At 65.5% G+C, this 15,723-nt stretch carries 15 protein-coding genes and 1 other RNA gene; 5 read left to right on the top strand and 11 right to left on the bottom strand.

The features are described from left to right. Positions 1-303: 303 nt before the first annotated feature. Positions 304-655: a transfer-messenger RNA gene (gene ssrA / locus OB2597_RS21110) on the bottom strand. Positions 656-667: 12 nt separating this feature from the next. Next, positions 668-1,921 carry a tyrosine--tRNA ligase gene (gene tyrS, locus OB2597_RS07490; protein ID WP_009804936.1) on the bottom strand — a complete coding sequence of 418 codons (1,254 nt, stop codon included), beginning with the start codon at positions 1,919-1,921 and terminating at the stop codon, positions 668-670. A gap of 64 nt (positions 1,922-1,985) precedes the next feature. Between tyrS and OB2597_RS07485 the strand changes: the two genes are divergently transcribed. Then, positions 1,986-3,092 (top strand): anhydro-N-acetylmuramic acid kinase, encoded by a 1,107-nt coding sequence (locus OB2597_RS07485; protein ID WP_009804935.1) that lies wholly within the window; start codon positions 1,986-1,988, stop codon positions 3,090-3,092. 3 nt (positions 3,093-3,095) lie between these two features. Here the strand turns inward: OB2597_RS07485 and OB2597_RS07480 are convergent, their stop codons facing one another. Next, on the bottom strand, positions 3,096-3,734 hold the full coding sequence (locus OB2597_RS07480) for a YitT family protein (protein WP_009804934.1): 639 nt from the start codon (positions 3,732-3,734) through the stop codon (positions 3,096-3,098). Between the two features lie 145 nt (positions 3,735-3,879). On the opposite strand from OB2597_RS07480, the gene OB2597_RS07475 reads away from it, so the two are divergent. Beyond that, on the top strand, positions 3,880-4,440 hold the full coding sequence (locus tag OB2597_RS07475; RefSeq protein ID WP_009804933.1) for a type 1 glutamine amidotransferase domain-containing protein: 561 nt from the start codon (positions 3,880-3,882) through the stop codon (positions 4,438-4,440). A 66-nt stretch (positions 4,441-4,506) separates the two neighbouring features. On the opposite strand, the gene OB2597_RS07470 is transcribed toward OB2597_RS07475, so the two are convergent. The 5 genes from OB2597_RS07470 to OB2597_RS07450 form a co-directional block, all read right to left on the bottom strand. After that, positions 4,507-5,721, bottom strand: coding sequence for an NADP-dependent isocitrate dehydrogenase (locus OB2597_RS07470; RefSeq protein ID WP_009804932.1), 1,215 nt, complete (start codon positions 5,719-5,721; stop codon positions 4,507-4,509). Between the two features lie 106 nt (positions 5,722-5,827). Continuing rightward, positions 5,828-7,087: an MFS transporter gene (locus OB2597_RS07465; RefSeq protein WP_274377787.1), complete on the bottom strand. Its 1,260-nt coding sequence runs from the start codon at positions 7,085-7,087 to the stop codon at positions 5,828-5,830. Positions 7,088-7,183: 96 nt separating this feature from the next. Beyond that, positions 7,184-7,837: a DsbA family oxidoreductase gene (locus OB2597_RS07460; protein ID WP_009804930.1), complete on the bottom strand. Its 654-nt coding sequence runs from the start codon at positions 7,835-7,837 to the stop codon at positions 7,184-7,186. Between the two features lies 1 nt (position 7,838). Continuing rightward, positions 7,839-8,258: a hypothetical protein gene (locus OB2597_RS07455; RefSeq protein ID WP_009804929.1), complete on the bottom strand. Its 420-nt coding sequence runs from the start codon at positions 8,256-8,258 to the stop codon at positions 7,839-7,841. Continuing rightward, positions 8,255-9,784 carry a class I adenylate-forming enzyme family protein gene (locus OB2597_RS07450; protein WP_009804928.1) on the bottom strand — a complete coding sequence of 510 codons (1,530 nt, stop codon included), beginning with the start codon at positions 9,782-9,784 and terminating at the stop codon, positions 8,255-8,257. Before OB2597_RS07450 ends, OB2597_RS07455 begins: the two co-directional genes overlap by 4 nt. Before the next feature lie 82 nt (positions 9,785-9,866). On the opposite strand from OB2597_RS07450, the gene OB2597_RS07445 reads away from it, so the two are divergent. Continuing rightward, positions 9,867-10,490 (top strand): helix-turn-helix domain-containing protein, encoded by a 624-nt coding sequence (locus OB2597_RS07445; protein ID WP_009804927.1) that lies wholly within the window; start codon positions 9,867-9,869, stop codon positions 10,488-10,490. Between the two features lie 3 nt (positions 10,491-10,493). On the opposite strand, the gene OB2597_RS07440 is transcribed toward OB2597_RS07445, so the two are convergent. Both OB2597_RS07440 and OB2597_RS07435 read right to left on the bottom strand, forming a co-directional pair. Next, on the bottom strand, positions 10,494-10,838 hold the full coding sequence (locus OB2597_RS07440) for a hypothetical protein (RefSeq protein ID WP_009804926.1): 345 nt from the start codon (positions 10,836-10,838) through the stop codon (positions 10,494-10,496). Positions 10,839-10,950: 112 nt separating this feature from the next. Beyond that, entirely contained in the window at positions 10,951-12,771 is a 1,821-nt protein-coding gene (locus OB2597_RS07435; RefSeq protein ID WP_050759219.1) for an extracellular solute-binding protein, read from the bottom strand. 405 nt (positions 12,772-13,176) lie between these two features. Between OB2597_RS07435 and OB2597_RS07430 the strand changes: the two genes are divergently transcribed. Together OB2597_RS07430 and OB2597_RS07425 are read left to right on the top strand one after the other, a co-directional pair. After that, positions 13,177-13,950, top strand: coding sequence for a 3-hydroxybutyrate dehydrogenase (locus OB2597_RS07430; protein WP_009804924.1), 774 nt, complete (start codon positions 13,177-13,179; stop codon positions 13,948-13,950). Continuing rightward, a complete protein-coding gene (locus OB2597_RS07425; RefSeq protein ID WP_009804923.1) occupies positions 13,950-15,005 on the top strand; it encodes a patatin-like phospholipase family protein in 1,056 nt (351 codons plus the stop codon). Before OB2597_RS07430 ends, OB2597_RS07425 begins: the two co-directional genes overlap by 1 nt. Here the strand turns inward: OB2597_RS07425 and OB2597_RS07420 are convergent. Beyond that, on the bottom strand, positions 14,998-15,675 hold the full coding sequence (locus OB2597_RS07420; RefSeq protein ID WP_009804922.1) for a DUF502 domain-containing protein: 678 nt from the start codon (positions 15,673-15,675) through the stop codon (positions 14,998-15,000). The genes OB2597_RS07425 and OB2597_RS07420 overlap by 8 nt on opposite strands. Between the last annotated feature and the right edge of the window lie 48 nt (positions 15,676-15,723).

Raw genomic sequence — 15,723 nt, 5'->3', positions numbered from 1 at the left:
GCCGGGCATGGAAGGCCCGGTGCGGGGACCGGCGCCCGAAGCCGCGGGGGGCGGGGGCGCGAAGGTGCCGCGCAGAGGGGCGGGACGGTCGTTGCCGGGGGCCCGCACGGGAGGCATTCCCGGCGAGCCGGTGGAAGAACCACGGCAGCCAAGCGGACCACGGGCCGGGGCCGAAGTCGGCACATCGGAAGCGAGCGAGGCCCGGTGCCATGCGGGTATGCGATGAATGAGGGGCCGGCGAGGTTCGGAGACGGGCGCGCGATTGCGCGGCCTTGCTTGCGGTGTCGTCGGGGCGGGCGTGAAAATGCAGGCTTCTGTTGCCAGGTGCCTGCGAACCCCGCCCAGACTTGCTAGAGCCTAGGACTTAAAGATCGGTCTTTCGGACTGCTTACGCAGCCAGAGCGACCGGAGCACGATTGTCGTTGGCAATTATGCTTAGCGTACCGATAACGGTGGTAACTCACCGGGACAAAGCAAACCCCTTTAGACGTCCGTCGATCCTGTTTCGGCCCCAGATCCCTCCAACGACGGGTGATTTGGTGGAGCCGCCGGGTACCGCCCCCGGGTCCGATCCGCTTATTACGAGCGCGTTTATGTCCATAGTCCGTTGCCGGACAGCCCAGATATAGGACCGGGGGCGGCGGATTTCAACGGTCTCCGGTCGTCGTCAGGACGAGAGTTTCACCAGCGCGTGGCGCTTCTTGCCCGCCGAGAGCTTGACCGGGGCCGAAAGGCTTGCGTCGTCGAGCACGAGGCCCGCATCGGTCAGGGGCGCGTCGTTGAGGCGCGCGCCGTTGTCCGCGATGAGGCGCTTGGCCTCCTTGCCGGTCCTGGCGAGGCCGGTGCGCACGAGCAGCTGCACCACCGAGATGCCGCCGCCGACCTCTCCGGTCGTCAGTTCCAGCGTCGGCAGGTCGCCCCCGATGCCGCCCTTCTCGAAGACCTCGCGAGCCGTCGCCTCGGCGGTCCTGGCGGCGTCGGCCCCGTGCAGGAGCGTCGTCGCTTCGTTGGCGAGGATCACCTTGGCATCGTTGATCTCGGACCCGCCGAGCGCGCCGAGGCGGTCGCATTCCTCGACGGGGAGTTCGCTGAAGATCTTCAGGAACCGTCCGACATCGGCATCGGTGGAGTTGCGCCAGAACTGCCAGAATTCGTAAGGCGACAGCATTTCGCCGCTGAGCCAGACGGCGCCGTTGGCGGACTTGCCCATCTTGCGGCCGTCGGAGGTGGTCAGCAGCGGCGTGGTCAGTCCGTAGATCTCGGTATCGAGCACCCGGCGCGTCAGGTCGATCCCGTTGACGATGTTGCCCCACTGGTCCGAGCCGCCCATCTGGAGCAGGCAGTCGTGGCGGCGGTTCAGCTCGAGAAAGTCGTAGGCCTGGAGGATCATGTAGTTGAACTCGAGGAAGGAGAGCGACTGTTCGCGATCCAGCCGCGATTTCACGGACTCGAAGGATAGCATCCGGTTGACCGAGAAATGCCGGCCGATGTCGCGCAGGAATTCGAGATAGTTCAGCCCGTCCAGCCATTCGGCATTGTCGAGCATGAGCGCGGGATTGGCTTCGCGGTCATAGTCGAGGTACTGCGCGAAGACGCGCTGCATCCCGGCGATGTTCTCGCCGATCTGCGCCGGCGAGAGCAGCGGGCGTTCGTCGGCGCGGAAGGACGGGTCGCCCACCTTGGTCGTGCCGCCGCCCATGAGCGTGATCGGCTGATGCCCGGTCTTCTGCAGCCAGCGCAGCATCATGATGTTCATCAGGTGGCCGACATGCAGGGACTTCGCGGTCGCGTCATAGCCGATGTAGGCGGTCACCATCCCCTTGTTCAGGGCCTCGTCCAGGGCCTGATAGTCGGTGCAGTCGGCGATGAAACCGCGCTCCATGATCGTGGCCATGAATTCGGACTTGGGATGGTATGTCATGTCTCTTGTCCCGGGTTGAGGTGCAGGGCACTCTATAGGCGGCAGGCAGGACAAGGAAAAGACCGTGTCGAAGGCAGGGATCAAGAAAGGGCCGGTGCGCGCCCTGGGGGCGATGTCGGGCACCTCTCTGGACGGGGTGGACGCGGCGGTCGTGGTGACCGACGGGGTCGAGATCCTGGGCTTCGGCGAAAGCGACTACCGGCCCTACACCCCCGAGGAGCGCGCGGTGCTGCACCGGGCGCTCGGGCAGTGGCCGAACGATCCGGGCGTGGCCCCGGCCAACCGGGTGGTGATGGCGGCGCACCGGGAGCTGATGGGCCGGTTCCGCGACGTCGAGATCGCGGGCTTTCACGGGCAGACGCTGGCGCATGATCCCCGCGGACGCGGCACGCATCAGGTGGGCGAGGGCGATACGCTCGCCGCGGATCTGGGGCTGCCGGTGGTCTGGGATTTCCGCACGTCGGATGTGGAGCTGGGCGGCGAGGGGGCGCCGCTGGTGCCGTTCTTCCATCACGCCTGCGCGCGCTGGATCGGGGCCGGCGCGCCGCTGGTCTTTCTCAACATGGGCGGCGTCGGCAACCTCACCTGGGTCGATCCGCGGATCGCGCGGCCCGAGGACGAGGGCGCGGTCCTTGCCTTCGACACCGGCCCCGCGAATGCGCCGATCAACGATCTGCTGCTGGCGCGCCGCGGTCTGGACTATGACGAGGACGGCAAGCTGGCCATGACGGGGCGGGTCGAGACCGGCGCGCTCGAGCTTTTCCTCGACGATCCCTATTTTTCGCGCATCCCGCCCAAGTCGCTGGACAGGAACGCCTTTCCCGAGATGATGTCGCTGGTCGGCGAGTTGGGGGATGCGGATGCGGCGGCGACACTGACCGGAATGGCCGCCGCCGCCGTGCTGCGGGGCATGGAACATTGCCCGGAAGCGCCGGACCGGCTGTTCGTCACCGGCGGCGGCCGGAAGAACCCGGTGCTGATGGAGATGCTGTCGGTCTCGCTCGACTGTCCGGTCCTGCCGGTCGAGGAGGCCGGGCTCGACGGGGACATGCTCGAGGCGCAGGCCTTCGGCTATCTCGCCGTGCGGGTGGCGCGCGGGCTGCCGACCTCGTGCCCCTCGACAACCGGGGTCAGGATGTCGGTGGGGGGCGGGCAGGTCTCCCGGCCCTGAGCGTCAGTCGGCGATATAGCGGTCGCGATCGTGGTTGAAGGCGATCACCGCATTCAGCACCGCCGCCCCGAAGAGAGAGAACAGCACCACCCGCGTCTCGAACAGGAAGACCGCCGCCAGGAAGATCAGCGCGTCGGCCGCCAGTTGGACGTATCCCGCGCGGAAGCCGGTGCGGTCCTGGATCATCAGCGCCACCACGCCCAGGCCACCGAGCGATCCCTTGTGGCGGAAGGCGCCCAACAGGCCGAAGCCCGTGAGCACGCCGAAGATCGCGGTACCGAGCACCGGGTCGAGATAGTCGAACCTGAGGCCCAGGGGCAGGTAGTCGACCAGCAGCGACAGAACACAGACGCAGAGGATCGACTTGAGCGTGAACTCGGCGCCGAGACGCTTCCAGGCGAAGGCGTAGAAGGGCAGGTTGACCACGAAGAAGGCGAGGCCGAAGCTCCATCCCGAGAGGTACGAGATGATCAGGGCGATGCCCGCCGTCTGCCCGGTGATGAAGCCGAGCGCGGCGAGGAAGGTGACGCCCGTGCCCGCGGCGAGCAGCGAGATCGTCAGCCCCTGCGCATCCTCGAGCCAGGTGTGCTTGTGTCGGTATTCGGTCGGGATCGGGAACGGTGCGGGCATGGCCCGGAACATGCTGCTCCCGCCTCGCGGTGTCGAGCGGGAATGCGCTGGCGGCGCGGTGTTCCGTCGCGATGCCCAGGAACCGGGCAGGCAAGGCGCGTGTTGACGGAACGAAGGGCCCGAGGCGGCCCGATACCCAGAGCATACGGAGGCAAGAATGCCCGACATCAAGCAAGCCCGCATCATCATCCTGTCCACCGACGGTTTCGAACAGAGCGAACTGGAAGTGCCCCGCGACAAACTGAGCGCGGCCGGCGCCACCGTCCATGTGGTCTCTCCCGATGGCGAGACGATCCGCGGCTGGGACAAGACCGACTGGGGCCAGGACGCCGAGGTCGACCACGCGGTTTCGGACGTGTCGCCCGATGATTACGACGCGATCGTTCTGCCTGGCGGTCAGATCAACCCGGACATCCTGAGGACCAAGCCGGAAGCCGTTGAATTCGTGAAGAAGATGCACAATGCCGGCAAGGTCGTCGCGGCGATCTGTCATGGCCCCTGGATGCTGGTCGAAGCCGGCGTCGTGAAGGGGCGCAAGGTGACCTCCTTCCCGTCGATCAAGACGGATCTCGTCAATGCCGGCGGCCAGTGGGAGGACAGCGAGGTCGTGACCGACAAGGGGATCGTCACCTCGCGCAAGCCCGACGACCTCGACGCCTTCGTGTCGAAGATCATCGAAGAGGTGCAGGAGGGCAAGCACGACCGCGCAGCGGCGTGACGTCCTACAGATAACAGAACGATGGGCAGCCGGTTGATCCGGCTGCCTTTTCTTTTTCAGAACGCTTTATCCGGCCAGGGCCTTGTCCAGGTTCTCGTCGATCTTCTCAAGGAACCCCATGGTGGTCAGCCATCCCTGATCCGGGCCGACCAGAAGGGCCAGGTCCTTGGTCATGTGCCCGTCCTCCACCGTCTCGACGATCACCTTTTCCAGCGTCATCGCAAACTTCAGCAGGGCGGCGTTGCCGTCCAGTTCGGCCCGGTGCTTGAGCCCGCCGGTCCAGGCGTAGATCGAGGCGATCGAGTTGGTCGAGGTCGCCTCTCCGGCCTGATGTTGGCGATAATGGCGGGTGACTGTGCCGTGCGCGGCCTCGGCCTCGACGATCTTGCCATCGGGGGTGCGCAGTTGCGAGGTCATCAGGCCGAGCGAGCCGAAGCCCTGCGCCACCGTGTCGGACTGCACGTCGCCGTCGTAGTTCTTGCAGGCCCAGACGAAACCGCCGTTCCACTTCATGCAGCAGGCCACCATGTCGTCGATCAGGCGGTGCTCGTACCAGATCTTCTTTTTCTTGAACTCTTCCTCGAACTCCTGCTCGAACACCTCCTGGAAGATCTGCAGGAACTGGCCATCGTATTGCTTGAGGATGGTGTTCTTCGTCGACAGGTAGACCGGCCAGCCCAGCTGCAGCCCGTAGTTGAGCGAGGCGCGCGCGAAGTCGCGGATCGAGTCGTCGAGGTTGTACATGCCCATGTAGACGCCGCTCGAGGGGGCCTGATAGACTTCGTGTTCGATCTCGGTCCCGTCGTCGCCGACGAATTTCATCGTCAGTTTGCCGGGGCCGGGGAACTTCATGTCGGTGGCCTTGTACTGGTCGCCGAAGGCGTGGCGGCCGATGACGATGGGCTTGGTCCAGCCGGGGACGAGGCGGGGCACGTTGCGGCAGATGATGGGCTGGCGGAAGACCACCCCGCCCAGGATGTTGCGGATCGTGCCGTTGGGCGATTTCCACATCTTCTTGAGGCCGAATTCCTCGACCCGCGCCTCGTCGGGCGTGATCGTGGCGCATTTGACCGCCACGCCGACCTCCTTGGTCTTTTCCGCGGCGTCGATGGTGATCTGGTCCTCGGTCCTGTCGCGTTCCTCGATGCCGAGGTCGTAGTAGAGCAGGTCGATGTCCAGATAGGGCTCGATCAGCTTTTCCTTGATGAAGGCCCAGATGATGCGGGTCATCTCGTCGCCGTCCATTTCGACTATCGGATTTTCGACCTTGATCTTGCTCATGACGACCCCCTCGAGGATTTGCGTGGCTTTGTCCGCTTGTTAGCCCATTCCCGATCCGTGGGAAAGAAACCAGGCCCCGGCGCGGCACCGCGATCTCGCTGGGGCGTCACTTTTCGGGCGCGGCTGGCCGGTTGGGCCTGTCCAGCCGGCGCATGCGGATCAGGACGGGAATGCAGAGGCCGAGGAAGATCAGCGTCGCGACGAGCTGCGGAAAGAGCGTGCCGTTGAAAAGCTGCGCCACGACGGTCGAGACGACGGCGGCGATGATCGTGGCGATGGCCCCGATGACCGAAGCGGCGAGCCCCGCGATATGTCCCAGCGGCTCCATCCCGAGCGCGTTCAGGTTCCCCACGGTCAGGCCCATCTGGTAGAAGAGCGTCATCTGCCAGAAGACGTAGATCCAGAAAACCGCCGTGTCGCCGAGACCGATGAACTGCAGGCCGAGAATGACGAGCGTCAGAACGAAGGTCACGGTGATCGACAGCGAGATGATCGCCCGCATCCCGTGTTTCATGACGAAGGCGGCGTTCACCAGCGACGAGGTCGCGCAGAAGATCCCAATGATGAAAAAATAGAGCGCGAAGTTCTCGGCCCGGTCGAAGATCACGTCGAAACTCTGCTGTATCAGCGAGATCGAGGTGAAGAGCACGGTGAAGACAAGGGTCTGCACGTAGATCGAGGCTCGGACCATCGGGATCGCCATCATCTCGGTCAGGGCCTCGCGAAAGCCCGACAGACGGAAGGGCCGGCGCTGCGCGGGCGGCAGCGGTTCATCGAGCCGCAGGTTCACCCAGAGCGTCGAGATGGTCGCGAAGATCAGGAAGGCGAGGAAGATCGACCGCCAGCCGCCCAGGTCGATGATCAGCGTCCCGATCAGCGGGGCGAGGGCCGGCACGATGGTGAAGACGACCATGATGAAGGACACGATCCGCGCCATGGCGCGTCCGACATGCAGGTCGCGCACGATGGCCAGCGACACGATGCGCGGGCCGGCCGCCCCGACGCCCTGCATCACGCGGGCCGCCACCATCAGCTCGAGCGAGGGGGCGGCCCAGGCCAGCACGGCGCCCAGGATGTAGAGGGCCGCTCCGAAGTTGACCACCGCCTTGCGGCCGAAGGTATCCGACAAGGGGCCGGTAAAGAGCGTGCCCAGCCCCATGCCGACCAGGAACCCCGACAGGACCAGCTGGGCGCGGTTCGGGGCCTCGGGCGTCAGCTCTTCGGCGATCTGGGGCATCGCCGGCAGCATGCTGTCGATGGAAAAGGCGACGGTGGCGACCAGCATCGCCATCATGGCAATGAATTCTGACTGGGAAATGCGGCTGGACATGGAGGCTCCGGTCTCCGGGACGGCCTCTGCTAGCACGGGCGGTCCGGCGTGGCCACGGGGCGCGGCCCCGCGAATCCGGCAAGTGCGGATCCTGCATTTTCGTGGTGTGCCGAGCCGGCGGCCCGCGGCGGCTCAGTCGGGCTGGCCGGGGGTTACCGTGATTTCGTCGATCACCTTGAGCCAGAGGTCCGGCGGTTGCGCCCCCGGGACGGCATGGCGGCTGGCCACCACGAAGGTCGGCACCGCATTCACCCCCATCTCGCGGGAATGCACGTCGCGGTCGCGGATCATCTGCTCGTCGGCATCGCTGTCCAGCAGACGGCGCACGACCGAGGCGTCCATTCCGATACCGTCGGCAAGATCGGCCAGCGTGTCGCGGTCGCCGATATCGCGCCCCTCGACGAAGTTGGCGCGGAAGAGGGCATCCACCATCTCGGACTGGCGTTTCTCGATCCCGGCCCAGTGGATCATGCGGTGCGCATCCAGCGTGTTCGGCGTGCGCTGGATGGCGTCGAGATTCGCCTCGAGCCCGATTTCCTCGAAATGCGTGGCGATCTTGCCGTAGACGTCATCGGCACGGTCCCCGAACTTGCCGCGCAGATAGGCGCGGCGGTCCATGCCCTCGCGCGGCATGTCGGGATTGAGCTGGAACGGGTGCCATTCGATCACGAACGGATTCTCGGGCCGTTCCTCCAGCGCCCGCTCGAGCTGCACCTTGCCGATGTAGCACCAGGGGCAGATCGGGTCGGAGAGAATGTCGAGTTTCACCGCCATGCCGTTTTCCATGTCATATCCTTGCCTGTTCCGCCGGAATGACCAGCACCAGCGACTTGGCCAGACCATCCCCGCGGGATTGATGCGCTTCGATGAAATCCGGGTCGAGCCACATGTTCGCAAGCGCCTGGGGCGAGGGGTATTTCATCAACATCGCCGCATCCCAGCGCGTGTCGCCCCCGGTCCCGTAGCTCAGTCCCGCGGGGCCGAAGAACACCTGTTCTCCGCCGGCGGCGGCGATGGCAGGGGCGACTCCGTGGAGGTACTGACCAAAGCTCGCCTGCCCGGTCTGCGGCTCGAAGGCCAGCAGATTGAGAATGAATATGGGCTCGTTTCCCGGCATGTCGAGAATGGTGGCCCAGTCCCCCCGCGACGGTACGGCACCGTCCTCGCCATGCGTCTCGACGAGACGTTCGATGATGTCCTGGCTCATGGGGCCTCCCTCTGTGCGCTCCAGATGTCCCGCAGCGCCCGTCGCAGCAGCTTTCCGTTCGGATTGCGGGGAAGTTCGGGCAGATGCACGAAGGCCCTCGGCTGCTTGTACCGGGCCAGCCGTTCGGTCGCGGCGATCTTCAGACCCGCCTCGTCCAGCGGCTCTTGTGCAGTGTAGAAGGCGATGATCAGCCTGGCGTCCGCCTTGACCTCGCAATCCGTCACGCCGATCTCGGTGATGCCGGGGAGGTCGGAGAGGGCCGCCTCGACCTCGAGCGGCGAGACGCGGTAGCCGCCGGCGTTCATCATGTCGTCGGCGCGCGCCATGTAGGTGACCTGGCCCTCCGCGTCCATCCTGCCGTGATCGCCGGTGAGGAACCACTCGCCCTGCATCCGGGCCTCGGCCTCGTCCTGCGCGCCGTGGTAGCCGAGCATCAGGCCGGGGTCGTCCCGGTGCACGGCAATGACGCCTTCCTCGCCCAGCGGGACGGGCGCGCCCTCGGGATCCAGAATGGCGACACGGCGGCCGATCTGCGGCCGGCCGAGCGCACCGGGGGAAGCGGGCGCCGAGGGAGAGCCCGAGATGAAGGTCGAGCATTCGGACATCCCGAATGCCTCGTAAAGCTCTCCGCCACCGGCATTTCTCCAGTTCTGCCGCACCTGGTCCGAGATCTTCTCGCCGGCGGTCAGACCGTGCCTCAGCCTTGGCAGAACGAGCGATTCATGATGGTTCAGGATCTTCCGATAGACCCCTGGCGCCGCTGCGAAAATCGTCGCCTCGTGACGCTTCATGAGCAGCGGCAGCGCCTCGGGCGCGACCCCTTCCGCAGGGATCAGGGCCGTGGCGCCCACGGACCAGGGGTCCATCAGCCCGGTGCCCAGCGTATAGGTCCAGTTGAAGGCCCCCGCATGCATCAGCCGGTCGGCTTCGGTCAGGCCGTACCAGCCCTCGTGCATCATGCGGCGGGCCCAGATGGCGCGATGCGCATGCATGACCGCGCGGGCCTTGCCCGAGGTGCCCGAGGTGTAGACGATATAGGCCAGACGGTCCGGATCGCCCATGGCCCAGTCGACGGGCGGCAGGTCGCGCATCGCCAGAAGTTCCGCGGTGTCCAGGACCGGCAGAGCGGTCTCGGGACAGGGCACCGAAGGGTCGCGCAGGATCCCTGCGGGCCGCAGCCCCTCGATCATCTTCTGCACCTCGCGCGCCGTCAGTTGCGACGAGGTCGGGACCGGCACCAGACCGGCGGCGATGGCCCCGAGATAGGCGATGGGAAATTCGACGGTATTGCCGAGGCGCATGATCAGGATGTCACCCGGTTCGAAGCCGGCCTGCAGCAGCCCGGTCCCCGTGCCGCGCACCGCGGCCTGAAGCCGGGCATAGGACCAGCGCTCGGCGCCCGACAGCCCCACCACCGACAGTGCCACCTTGTCGGCCAGCCGGTCCGCATGGGACAGGACATAGGCGGCGAGGTTGAAGGGCGCGGGGCAGGGTGCGAAGGGCCCCTTGTCGAAGACGGAGAGCATGGCGCAAGGGTTAGGCAGGTGGCCAGCCGGGCGCAAGGGGGCAGTTGCCAAGGCCATGGGCGGGATCCTATGTAGGCGCGTCATGAGCGTCACCGATCCCACCTCACTCATTCGCATCGCGCGCACCAACGGCTCGGAAGAGACGGGCGAGCCGCTCGTCCTGGGCGACCGTGTGCGGGAATTGCGCAAGGCACGGGACTGGACGCTGGAACAGGCGGCGAGAGAGGCCGGGCTGGCCCGGTCGACGCTGTCCAAGATCGAGAACGGGCAGATGTCGCCCACCTACGACGCGCTGCGCAAGCTGGCGACCGGGCTCGGCATCTCGGTGCCGCAGCTTTTCACGCCGCCGAAGGCCGCGCAGGTGACGGGGCGCCGCGTGGTGACGCCGAACGGGCAGGGGGTCGCGCAACCGACCGCCACCTATGAGCATGAGTTGCTGGCCGAAACGCTGACCAAGAAACAGATGTTGCCTTACCGCGCCCGGGTCCGGGCACGGTCGATGGAGGAATTCGACGGCTGGGTACGGCACGACGGGGAAGAGTTCCTCTATGTGCTGACCGGGGTGATCCGGCTTTATACCGAGTTCTACGAGCCGATCGAGATGCGGCGCGGGGACAGCGCCTATTACGACGCCTCCATGGGGCACAACGTGGTTTCGGTCAGCGACGATGACGCCATGATCCTCTGGGTCACCTCGCTGACCTGACATTCAGGTGCGACCGACGGCGGGCGAGGGCGTGTTGTCGTCGCCGAAGAGGTCGTCCCGGTCCGAGGGGTCCTCTCCGTCATCGAGGTGCCGCTCGCTTTCCTGGATGTGCTCGTTGTCGAGCGTCTCGTCCATCGCGACATCCGTCGGAATGCGACCCATGCGCCAGTCCTCGATCTGGGCGAGTGTATCGCGGCTGGATTCACCGGTCACTTCGGACAGGTAGACGGCCAGGGCGGTGGCGGACCCGTCGAGTGCCAGCACGTCGTCTTCCTGCGCTTCCGGCCAGCGGTCCAGAATCGCCGGTGTGAAAGCTTCCCAGTTTTCGCTGATCTGGCTCCATTGCATGGCCTTGTCCTCCGATGAGTGCGTGTCTCATGGGGAACACGGGGTGGCGACGCCGGTTCCGCCCGTTCACGGCTTTGCGAGCGGGAGGCGCCGGCCGCGGATGGCGCAGGCGCTACTGCGGCTCCATCCACCAGACCTCGGGCAGGAAATAGACCGAGTCGCCGTAGAGCGGCGTGTGATCCCTGCGATAGGTCAGCTCGTCCACGTGCGCGATGCGACCGACATCGTAGCTGTGGATCGGGATGACATAACGCCCGGCGGTCAGAAGCCGGTCGAGCGCGCGGGTCGCGGCGGTGAAGTCCTCGCCGCTGCGCGAGGCCAGCATGGCGTCGATCGTGGCGTCGATGGCGGGGCTGGCCACGCCCATGAGGTTCCGCGACCCCGGCGTATCGGCCACGTCCGACCCCCAGTAGATGCGCTGGTCGTTGCCGGGCGAAAGCGAGAACTGGCGCCGGATATCGGTCATGTCGAAGTCGAAATCGGTCAGCCGCAATTGGTACTGGGCGTTGTCCACCACCTCGACATTCACCTGGATGCCCAGCCGTTCCAGTGCCTTGACGTAGAGATCCGAGATGGTCTGCAACTCGTTCGCGCCCTGCCGCAGCAGGAGGGAGAACCGGAAGGGCCGCCCTTCGGCGTTCCGCAGCACGCCGCCGTCGACGGACCAGCCGGCCTCTTCCAGCAGGGCCACGGCCTTCCGGATGTTGCGCCGGTTGCGCGGCGTGCCGTCCGAGACGGGCAGGGCGTATCCTTCGAGCGCGCCTTCGGGGATCGTGTCGGCAAAGGGGGCAAGAAGCTCGCGCACCCGGCCCTGGGCCGGGCCCTCGCGCATGCCCAGGTCCGAGTGCGAGAAATAGGACGTGATCCGGGTCTGCCGGCCACCGGTGAGCGTCTCGTTGACGTATTCAAAGTTGAAGGCGTGGAGCATCGCATCGCGCACGCGGATGTCGTCGAAGGGCGGGCGACGCGTGTTCATCACGAAACCCGTGATCCCCGAGGGGCGGCCCGAGTCGATCTCGCTCAGCACGATGTCGCCCGACCGGACGGCGGGGAAATCGTAGTCGCGGTTCCATTTCTCGGCGTTGAACTCGCGGATGTAACTGATCTCGCCCCCCTTGAACGCCTCGAAGAGGACCGCGTTGTCGCCATAGAACTCGATCCGGATCTCGTCGAAATTGTTGGTTCCGGCGCGGATCGGCAGGTCCTTTCCCCAATAGTCGGGGTCGCGGGTCAGGGTGACCGAGCGGGCGGGTTCGAATGCCGAGACGTGGTAGGGGGCCGAGCCGATCGGCGCCTCCTGCAGGCTGAGGCCGGTGAAACTGCGGTCGGCGAACTGCGCCTTCTTGAGGATCGGCCGCAGGCCGGTGACGAGCGGCAGTTCGCGGTCGATCTTGTTGAAGGTGAACCGGACCGAGCGCGGGCCGGTCTGTTCCATCTTCTCGATCAGAGTCCAGAGGCCGCGATACCGCGCGTTGCCCTCGGTTCCCAGTGTCTCGTAGGACCACATCACATCCTCGACCGTGACCGGGCTCCCGTCGGAGAATCGGGCCTCCTCTCGCAGGGTGAATTCCACCCATGACCGGTCCTCGGGAACCTCTACCGATTCGGCCAGAAGGCCGTAGACCGTGAAGGGTTCGTCCTGCGAACGGTACATCAGGCTCTCGGAGATCAGAAAGCGCAGCTGCCAGGGCGGGTTGCCGGTGATGACGTAGGGATTGAGGCTGTCGAACCCGCCGGCGTTGCCGCTGACCAGGCGGCCGCCCTTGGGGGCGTCCGGATTGACGTAGGGGAGAGCCACAAAATCAGGTGGAAGGGCCGGATCCCCGTACATAGCTATGCCATGGCTGGGCTCGGCATGGGCCGGGCTTGCCACCGGCGCAAGCAGCGAAACCGCGACCGTAATGATCCTTCTGGTGAAAAAATGTGGCCTCATTTTGGCAACAATCCCCGCTCCGCCTGTCTTTGTTGGGCCTGACGGTATCTAGGCTTTCGCGTCTTATCAAACTTTTAGCTTGGAACGTGGCGCGGGATTGCTTATAAAGGGGGCACTGCTCGATAGGTTTCTTGCCTGTATGAAACCTGCCTCAATAACTTAACGCCGGCCTTGTGCCGGCGTTTTTTTTTGGTCCGGGCCTTTGTCACAAGGATCGTTCTGCATCTGCATGATGTCCGACCCCGCGCCTGCGGCCGCCCGAATCGTCGCCCCGGGATTTTGCGCATGAAGTTCAAACCTTAGCGGCGGATGCGGACGATCGGCATGCCGCTTCGGCGATCTTCACGGTTTCCTTTGCGGGTGCAGCACTTATGTTGTCGGAAGGATATCTGAGAGGTTGTCATCATGTCGCTGAAGGAAAGAACCGTCATCGTGACCGGATCGAACTCGGGCATCGGTCTCGGCGTCGCGCGGACCTTTGCCGGGGCCGGCGCAAAGGTCGTGCTGAACTCGTTCACCGACAGGGACGAGGACCACAAGCTGGCCGAGGACATGGCCCGGGAATTCGGCACCGAGGTCCGGTACATCCAGGCGGACATGTCCAAGGGGGACCAGGCGCGCGGCCTGATCGAGAAGGCCGAAGCCTGCGACGTGCTGGTGAACAACGCGGGCATCCAGCATGTCGCGCCCATCGATGAATTCCCGGCCGAGAAATGGGATGCCATCATCGCGATCAACATGTCCTCGGCGTTCCACACGACGGCGGCGGCCCTGCCCATGATGCGCCGCGCCGGCTGGGGCCGGGTGATCAACATCGCCTCGGCCCACGGTCTGCGCGCCTCGCCCTACAAGTCGGCCTATATCACCGCCAAGCACGGCATCGTCGGCATGACCAAGACGGTGGCGCTGGAAACCGCGAAAGAGCCGATCACCGCCAACGCGATCTGCCCGGGCTATGTGCTGACGCCGCTGGTCGAGGCGCAGATCCCCGACACCGCCAAGGAATACAAGATGTCCGAGGACGAGGTGATCGAGAAGGTCATCCTGGCCAAGCAGCCGTCCAAGGAGTTCGTCACCGTCGAGCAGCTGGGCGAGATGGCGCTGTTCCTCGCCTCGCCGGCGGCGGACCAGCTGACGGGGCAGGCCATCGCCATGGACGGTGGCTGGACGGCCGCCTGATGGTCACCCGGATCAATCTCGCGTTGCAGGGCGGCGGGGCGCACGGTGCCTTTACCTGGGGCGTGCTCGACCGGATCCTGGACGACGAGGAGATCGAGGTCGCGGGCATCTCGGGCACCTCGGCCGGCGCCCTCAACGGGGCCGCCTACAAGGCCGGCTGGATGCGCGGCGGCCGCGAAGGCGCACGCCGGACGCTGAACGACCTGTGGTATCGCATGGGGGCGGTCAACGACATGCGGCTGCCCGCCTGGATGGCAAGCCCGGTCTCGGCGATGGAAAAGTTTTTCCCGACCACCTCGGATCTCGCCACCGCGGTCGAGTTCTCGCCCCCCGTGCTGGCGGCGGATGCGCTCAAGTCGGTGACCTCTCCCTATGCCTACGGGGCGTTCTACCGCAACCCGCTGGAACCGGTGGTGGAGGCCTTCGACTTCGGCGATGTCTGCGCCGGGGCCGGGCCGCGCCTCTTCGTCTGCGCGACCAATGTGCGGACGGGCAAGGTGCGCATCTTCACCCGGGACGAGATCACCACCGATGCCATACTCGCCTCGGCCTGCCTGCCGTCGCTGTTCCAGGCGATCAAGATCGAGGATCCCAGGACCGGGCGGGTCGACGCCTATTGGGATGGCGGATATTCCGGCAACCCGGCACTGTTTCCGCTGTTCGACAAGGAGCTGCCGAACGACGTCGTGATCGTGAACATCAATCCGCTGGAGCGCGACGAGATCCCGATCACGCCGCAGCAGATCGACAACCGCGTGAACGAAATCAGCTTCAATTCATCGCTGCTGCGCGAACTGCGCGCCATCGCCTTCGTGCAGCGCCTGCTCGAGGCGCATCAGTTGCCCGAGGGCACGATGAAGAACGTGCTGGTCCACATGATCGCGGATGACGATCTGATGCGCGACCTATCCGTCGCGACCAAGATGGTGCCGAACCCGATCCTGCTGAACCAGCTCAAGATGGCGGGGCGCCGGGCGGCCGAGCGGTTCCTGAAGGATCACCGGAGCAACCTGGGCCACAGGTCCACCGTCGATCTTCCGGCGATGCTCAATTGATCAGCGGAACCGTCGGGTCCTTGGCATTGGGATAGACCAGCCCGGCCGAGATCACGAGCTTGGCGGCGTCCTCGACCGTCATGTCCAGTTCGATCACGTCTTCCTTTGGCAGGAAGAGCAGGAATCCCGAGGTGGGGTTCGGCGTCGTCGGCACGAAGATCGACATGAGCTGCGATCCGGTCTCGGCCCGCCTGGCCACCTCGCCCTTGGCTTCGGTCGAGACGAAGCCGATGGCCCAGATGCCCTTGCGCGGGTACTGCACCAGGCATGCCTTTTCGAAACTGCGTTCCGTCTGGGCAAAGACCGTCTCGGCGATCTGCTTGGCGCCGCTGTAGATCGAACGGACCACCGGCATCCGGTCGACGAGATGCTCGGCATACCGGATCAGCGACCGCCCGATGAGGCCCTTGGCGATCCAGCCGACAAGGATGGTGAACACCAGGAAGATGATCACGCCGACGCCGCGCAGGTTGATGCCGATGTATTTCTCGGGCTGGAAGGTCGCGGGCACCAGCGGCAGCACCACGCCGTCCACCCATCCCGCCAGCGTCCAGATCAGCCAGATCGTCAGGCTGATCGGAAGGATGACCACGATGCCCGTCAGAAAGCTGGACCGGAGGCGGGCGAACAGGCCCGGGCGCGGTGAATTGGGGGTCAGGGGGTCGTTCATGGCGGATCCGTAATGTTCCGCCAGAAATTAGGCACTGCGCCGGAAACG

It is taken from the genome of Pseudooceanicola batsensis HTCC2597 (assembly GCF_000152725.1).
In the GTDB taxonomy this organism is placed as follows: Bacteria; Pseudomonadota; Alphaproteobacteria; order Rhodobacterales; family Rhodobacteraceae; genus Pseudooceanicola; species Pseudooceanicola batsensis.
Note: the sequence above shows the minus strand (reverse complement) of the source record. Positions and strands in the feature narration are given on the sequence as shown.

Excerpts from the sequence above, each read along its gene's own strand:
- tyrS (WP_009804936.1), bottom strand. The coding sequence starts at position 1,921 with ATGACATACCATCCCAAGTCCGAATTCATGGCCACGATCATGGAGCGC.
- OB2597_RS07480 (WP_009804934.1), bottom strand. The coding sequence starts at position 3,734 with ATGTTCCGGGCCATGCCCGCACCGTTCCCGATCCCGACCGAATACCGA.
- OB2597_RS07475 (WP_009804933.1), top strand. The coding sequence starts at position 3,880 with ATGCCCGACATCAAGCAAGCCCGCATCATCATCCTGTCCACCGACGGT.
- OB2597_RS07470 (WP_009804932.1), bottom strand. The coding sequence starts at position 5,721 with ATGAGCAAGATCAAGGTCGAAAATCCGATAGTCGAAATGGACGGCGAC.
- OB2597_RS07460 (WP_009804930.1), bottom strand. The coding sequence starts at position 7,837 with ATGGAAAACGGCATGGCGGTGAAACTCGACATTCTCTCCGACCCGATC.
- OB2597_RS07455 (WP_009804929.1), bottom strand. The coding sequence starts at position 8,258 with ATGAGCCAGGACATCATCGAACGTCTCGTCGAGACGCATGGCGAGGAC.
- OB2597_RS07450 (WP_009804928.1), bottom strand. The coding sequence starts at position 9,784 with ATGCTCTCCGTCTTCGACAAGGGGCCCTTCGCACCCTGCCCCGCGCCC.
- OB2597_RS07445 (WP_009804927.1), top strand. The coding sequence starts at position 9,867 with ATGAGCGTCACCGATCCCACCTCACTCATTCGCATCGCGCGCACCAAC.
- OB2597_RS07440 (WP_009804926.1), bottom strand. The coding sequence starts at position 10,838 with ATGCAATGGAGCCAGATCAGCGAAAACTGGGAAGCTTTCACACCGGCG.
- OB2597_RS07435 (WP_050759219.1), bottom strand. The coding sequence starts at position 12,771 with ATGAGGCCACATTTTTTCACCAGAAGGATCATTACGGTCGCGGTTTCG.
- OB2597_RS07430 (WP_009804924.1), top strand. The coding sequence starts at position 13,177 with ATGTCGCTGAAGGAAAGAACCGTCATCGTGACCGGATCGAACTCGGGC.
- OB2597_RS07425 (WP_009804923.1), top strand. The coding sequence starts at position 13,950 with ATGGTCACCCGGATCAATCTCGCGTTGCAGGGCGGCGGGGCGCACGGT.
- OB2597_RS07420 (WP_009804922.1), bottom strand. The coding sequence starts at position 15,675 with ATGAACGACCCCCTGACCCCCAATTCACCGCGCCCGGGCCTGTTCGCC.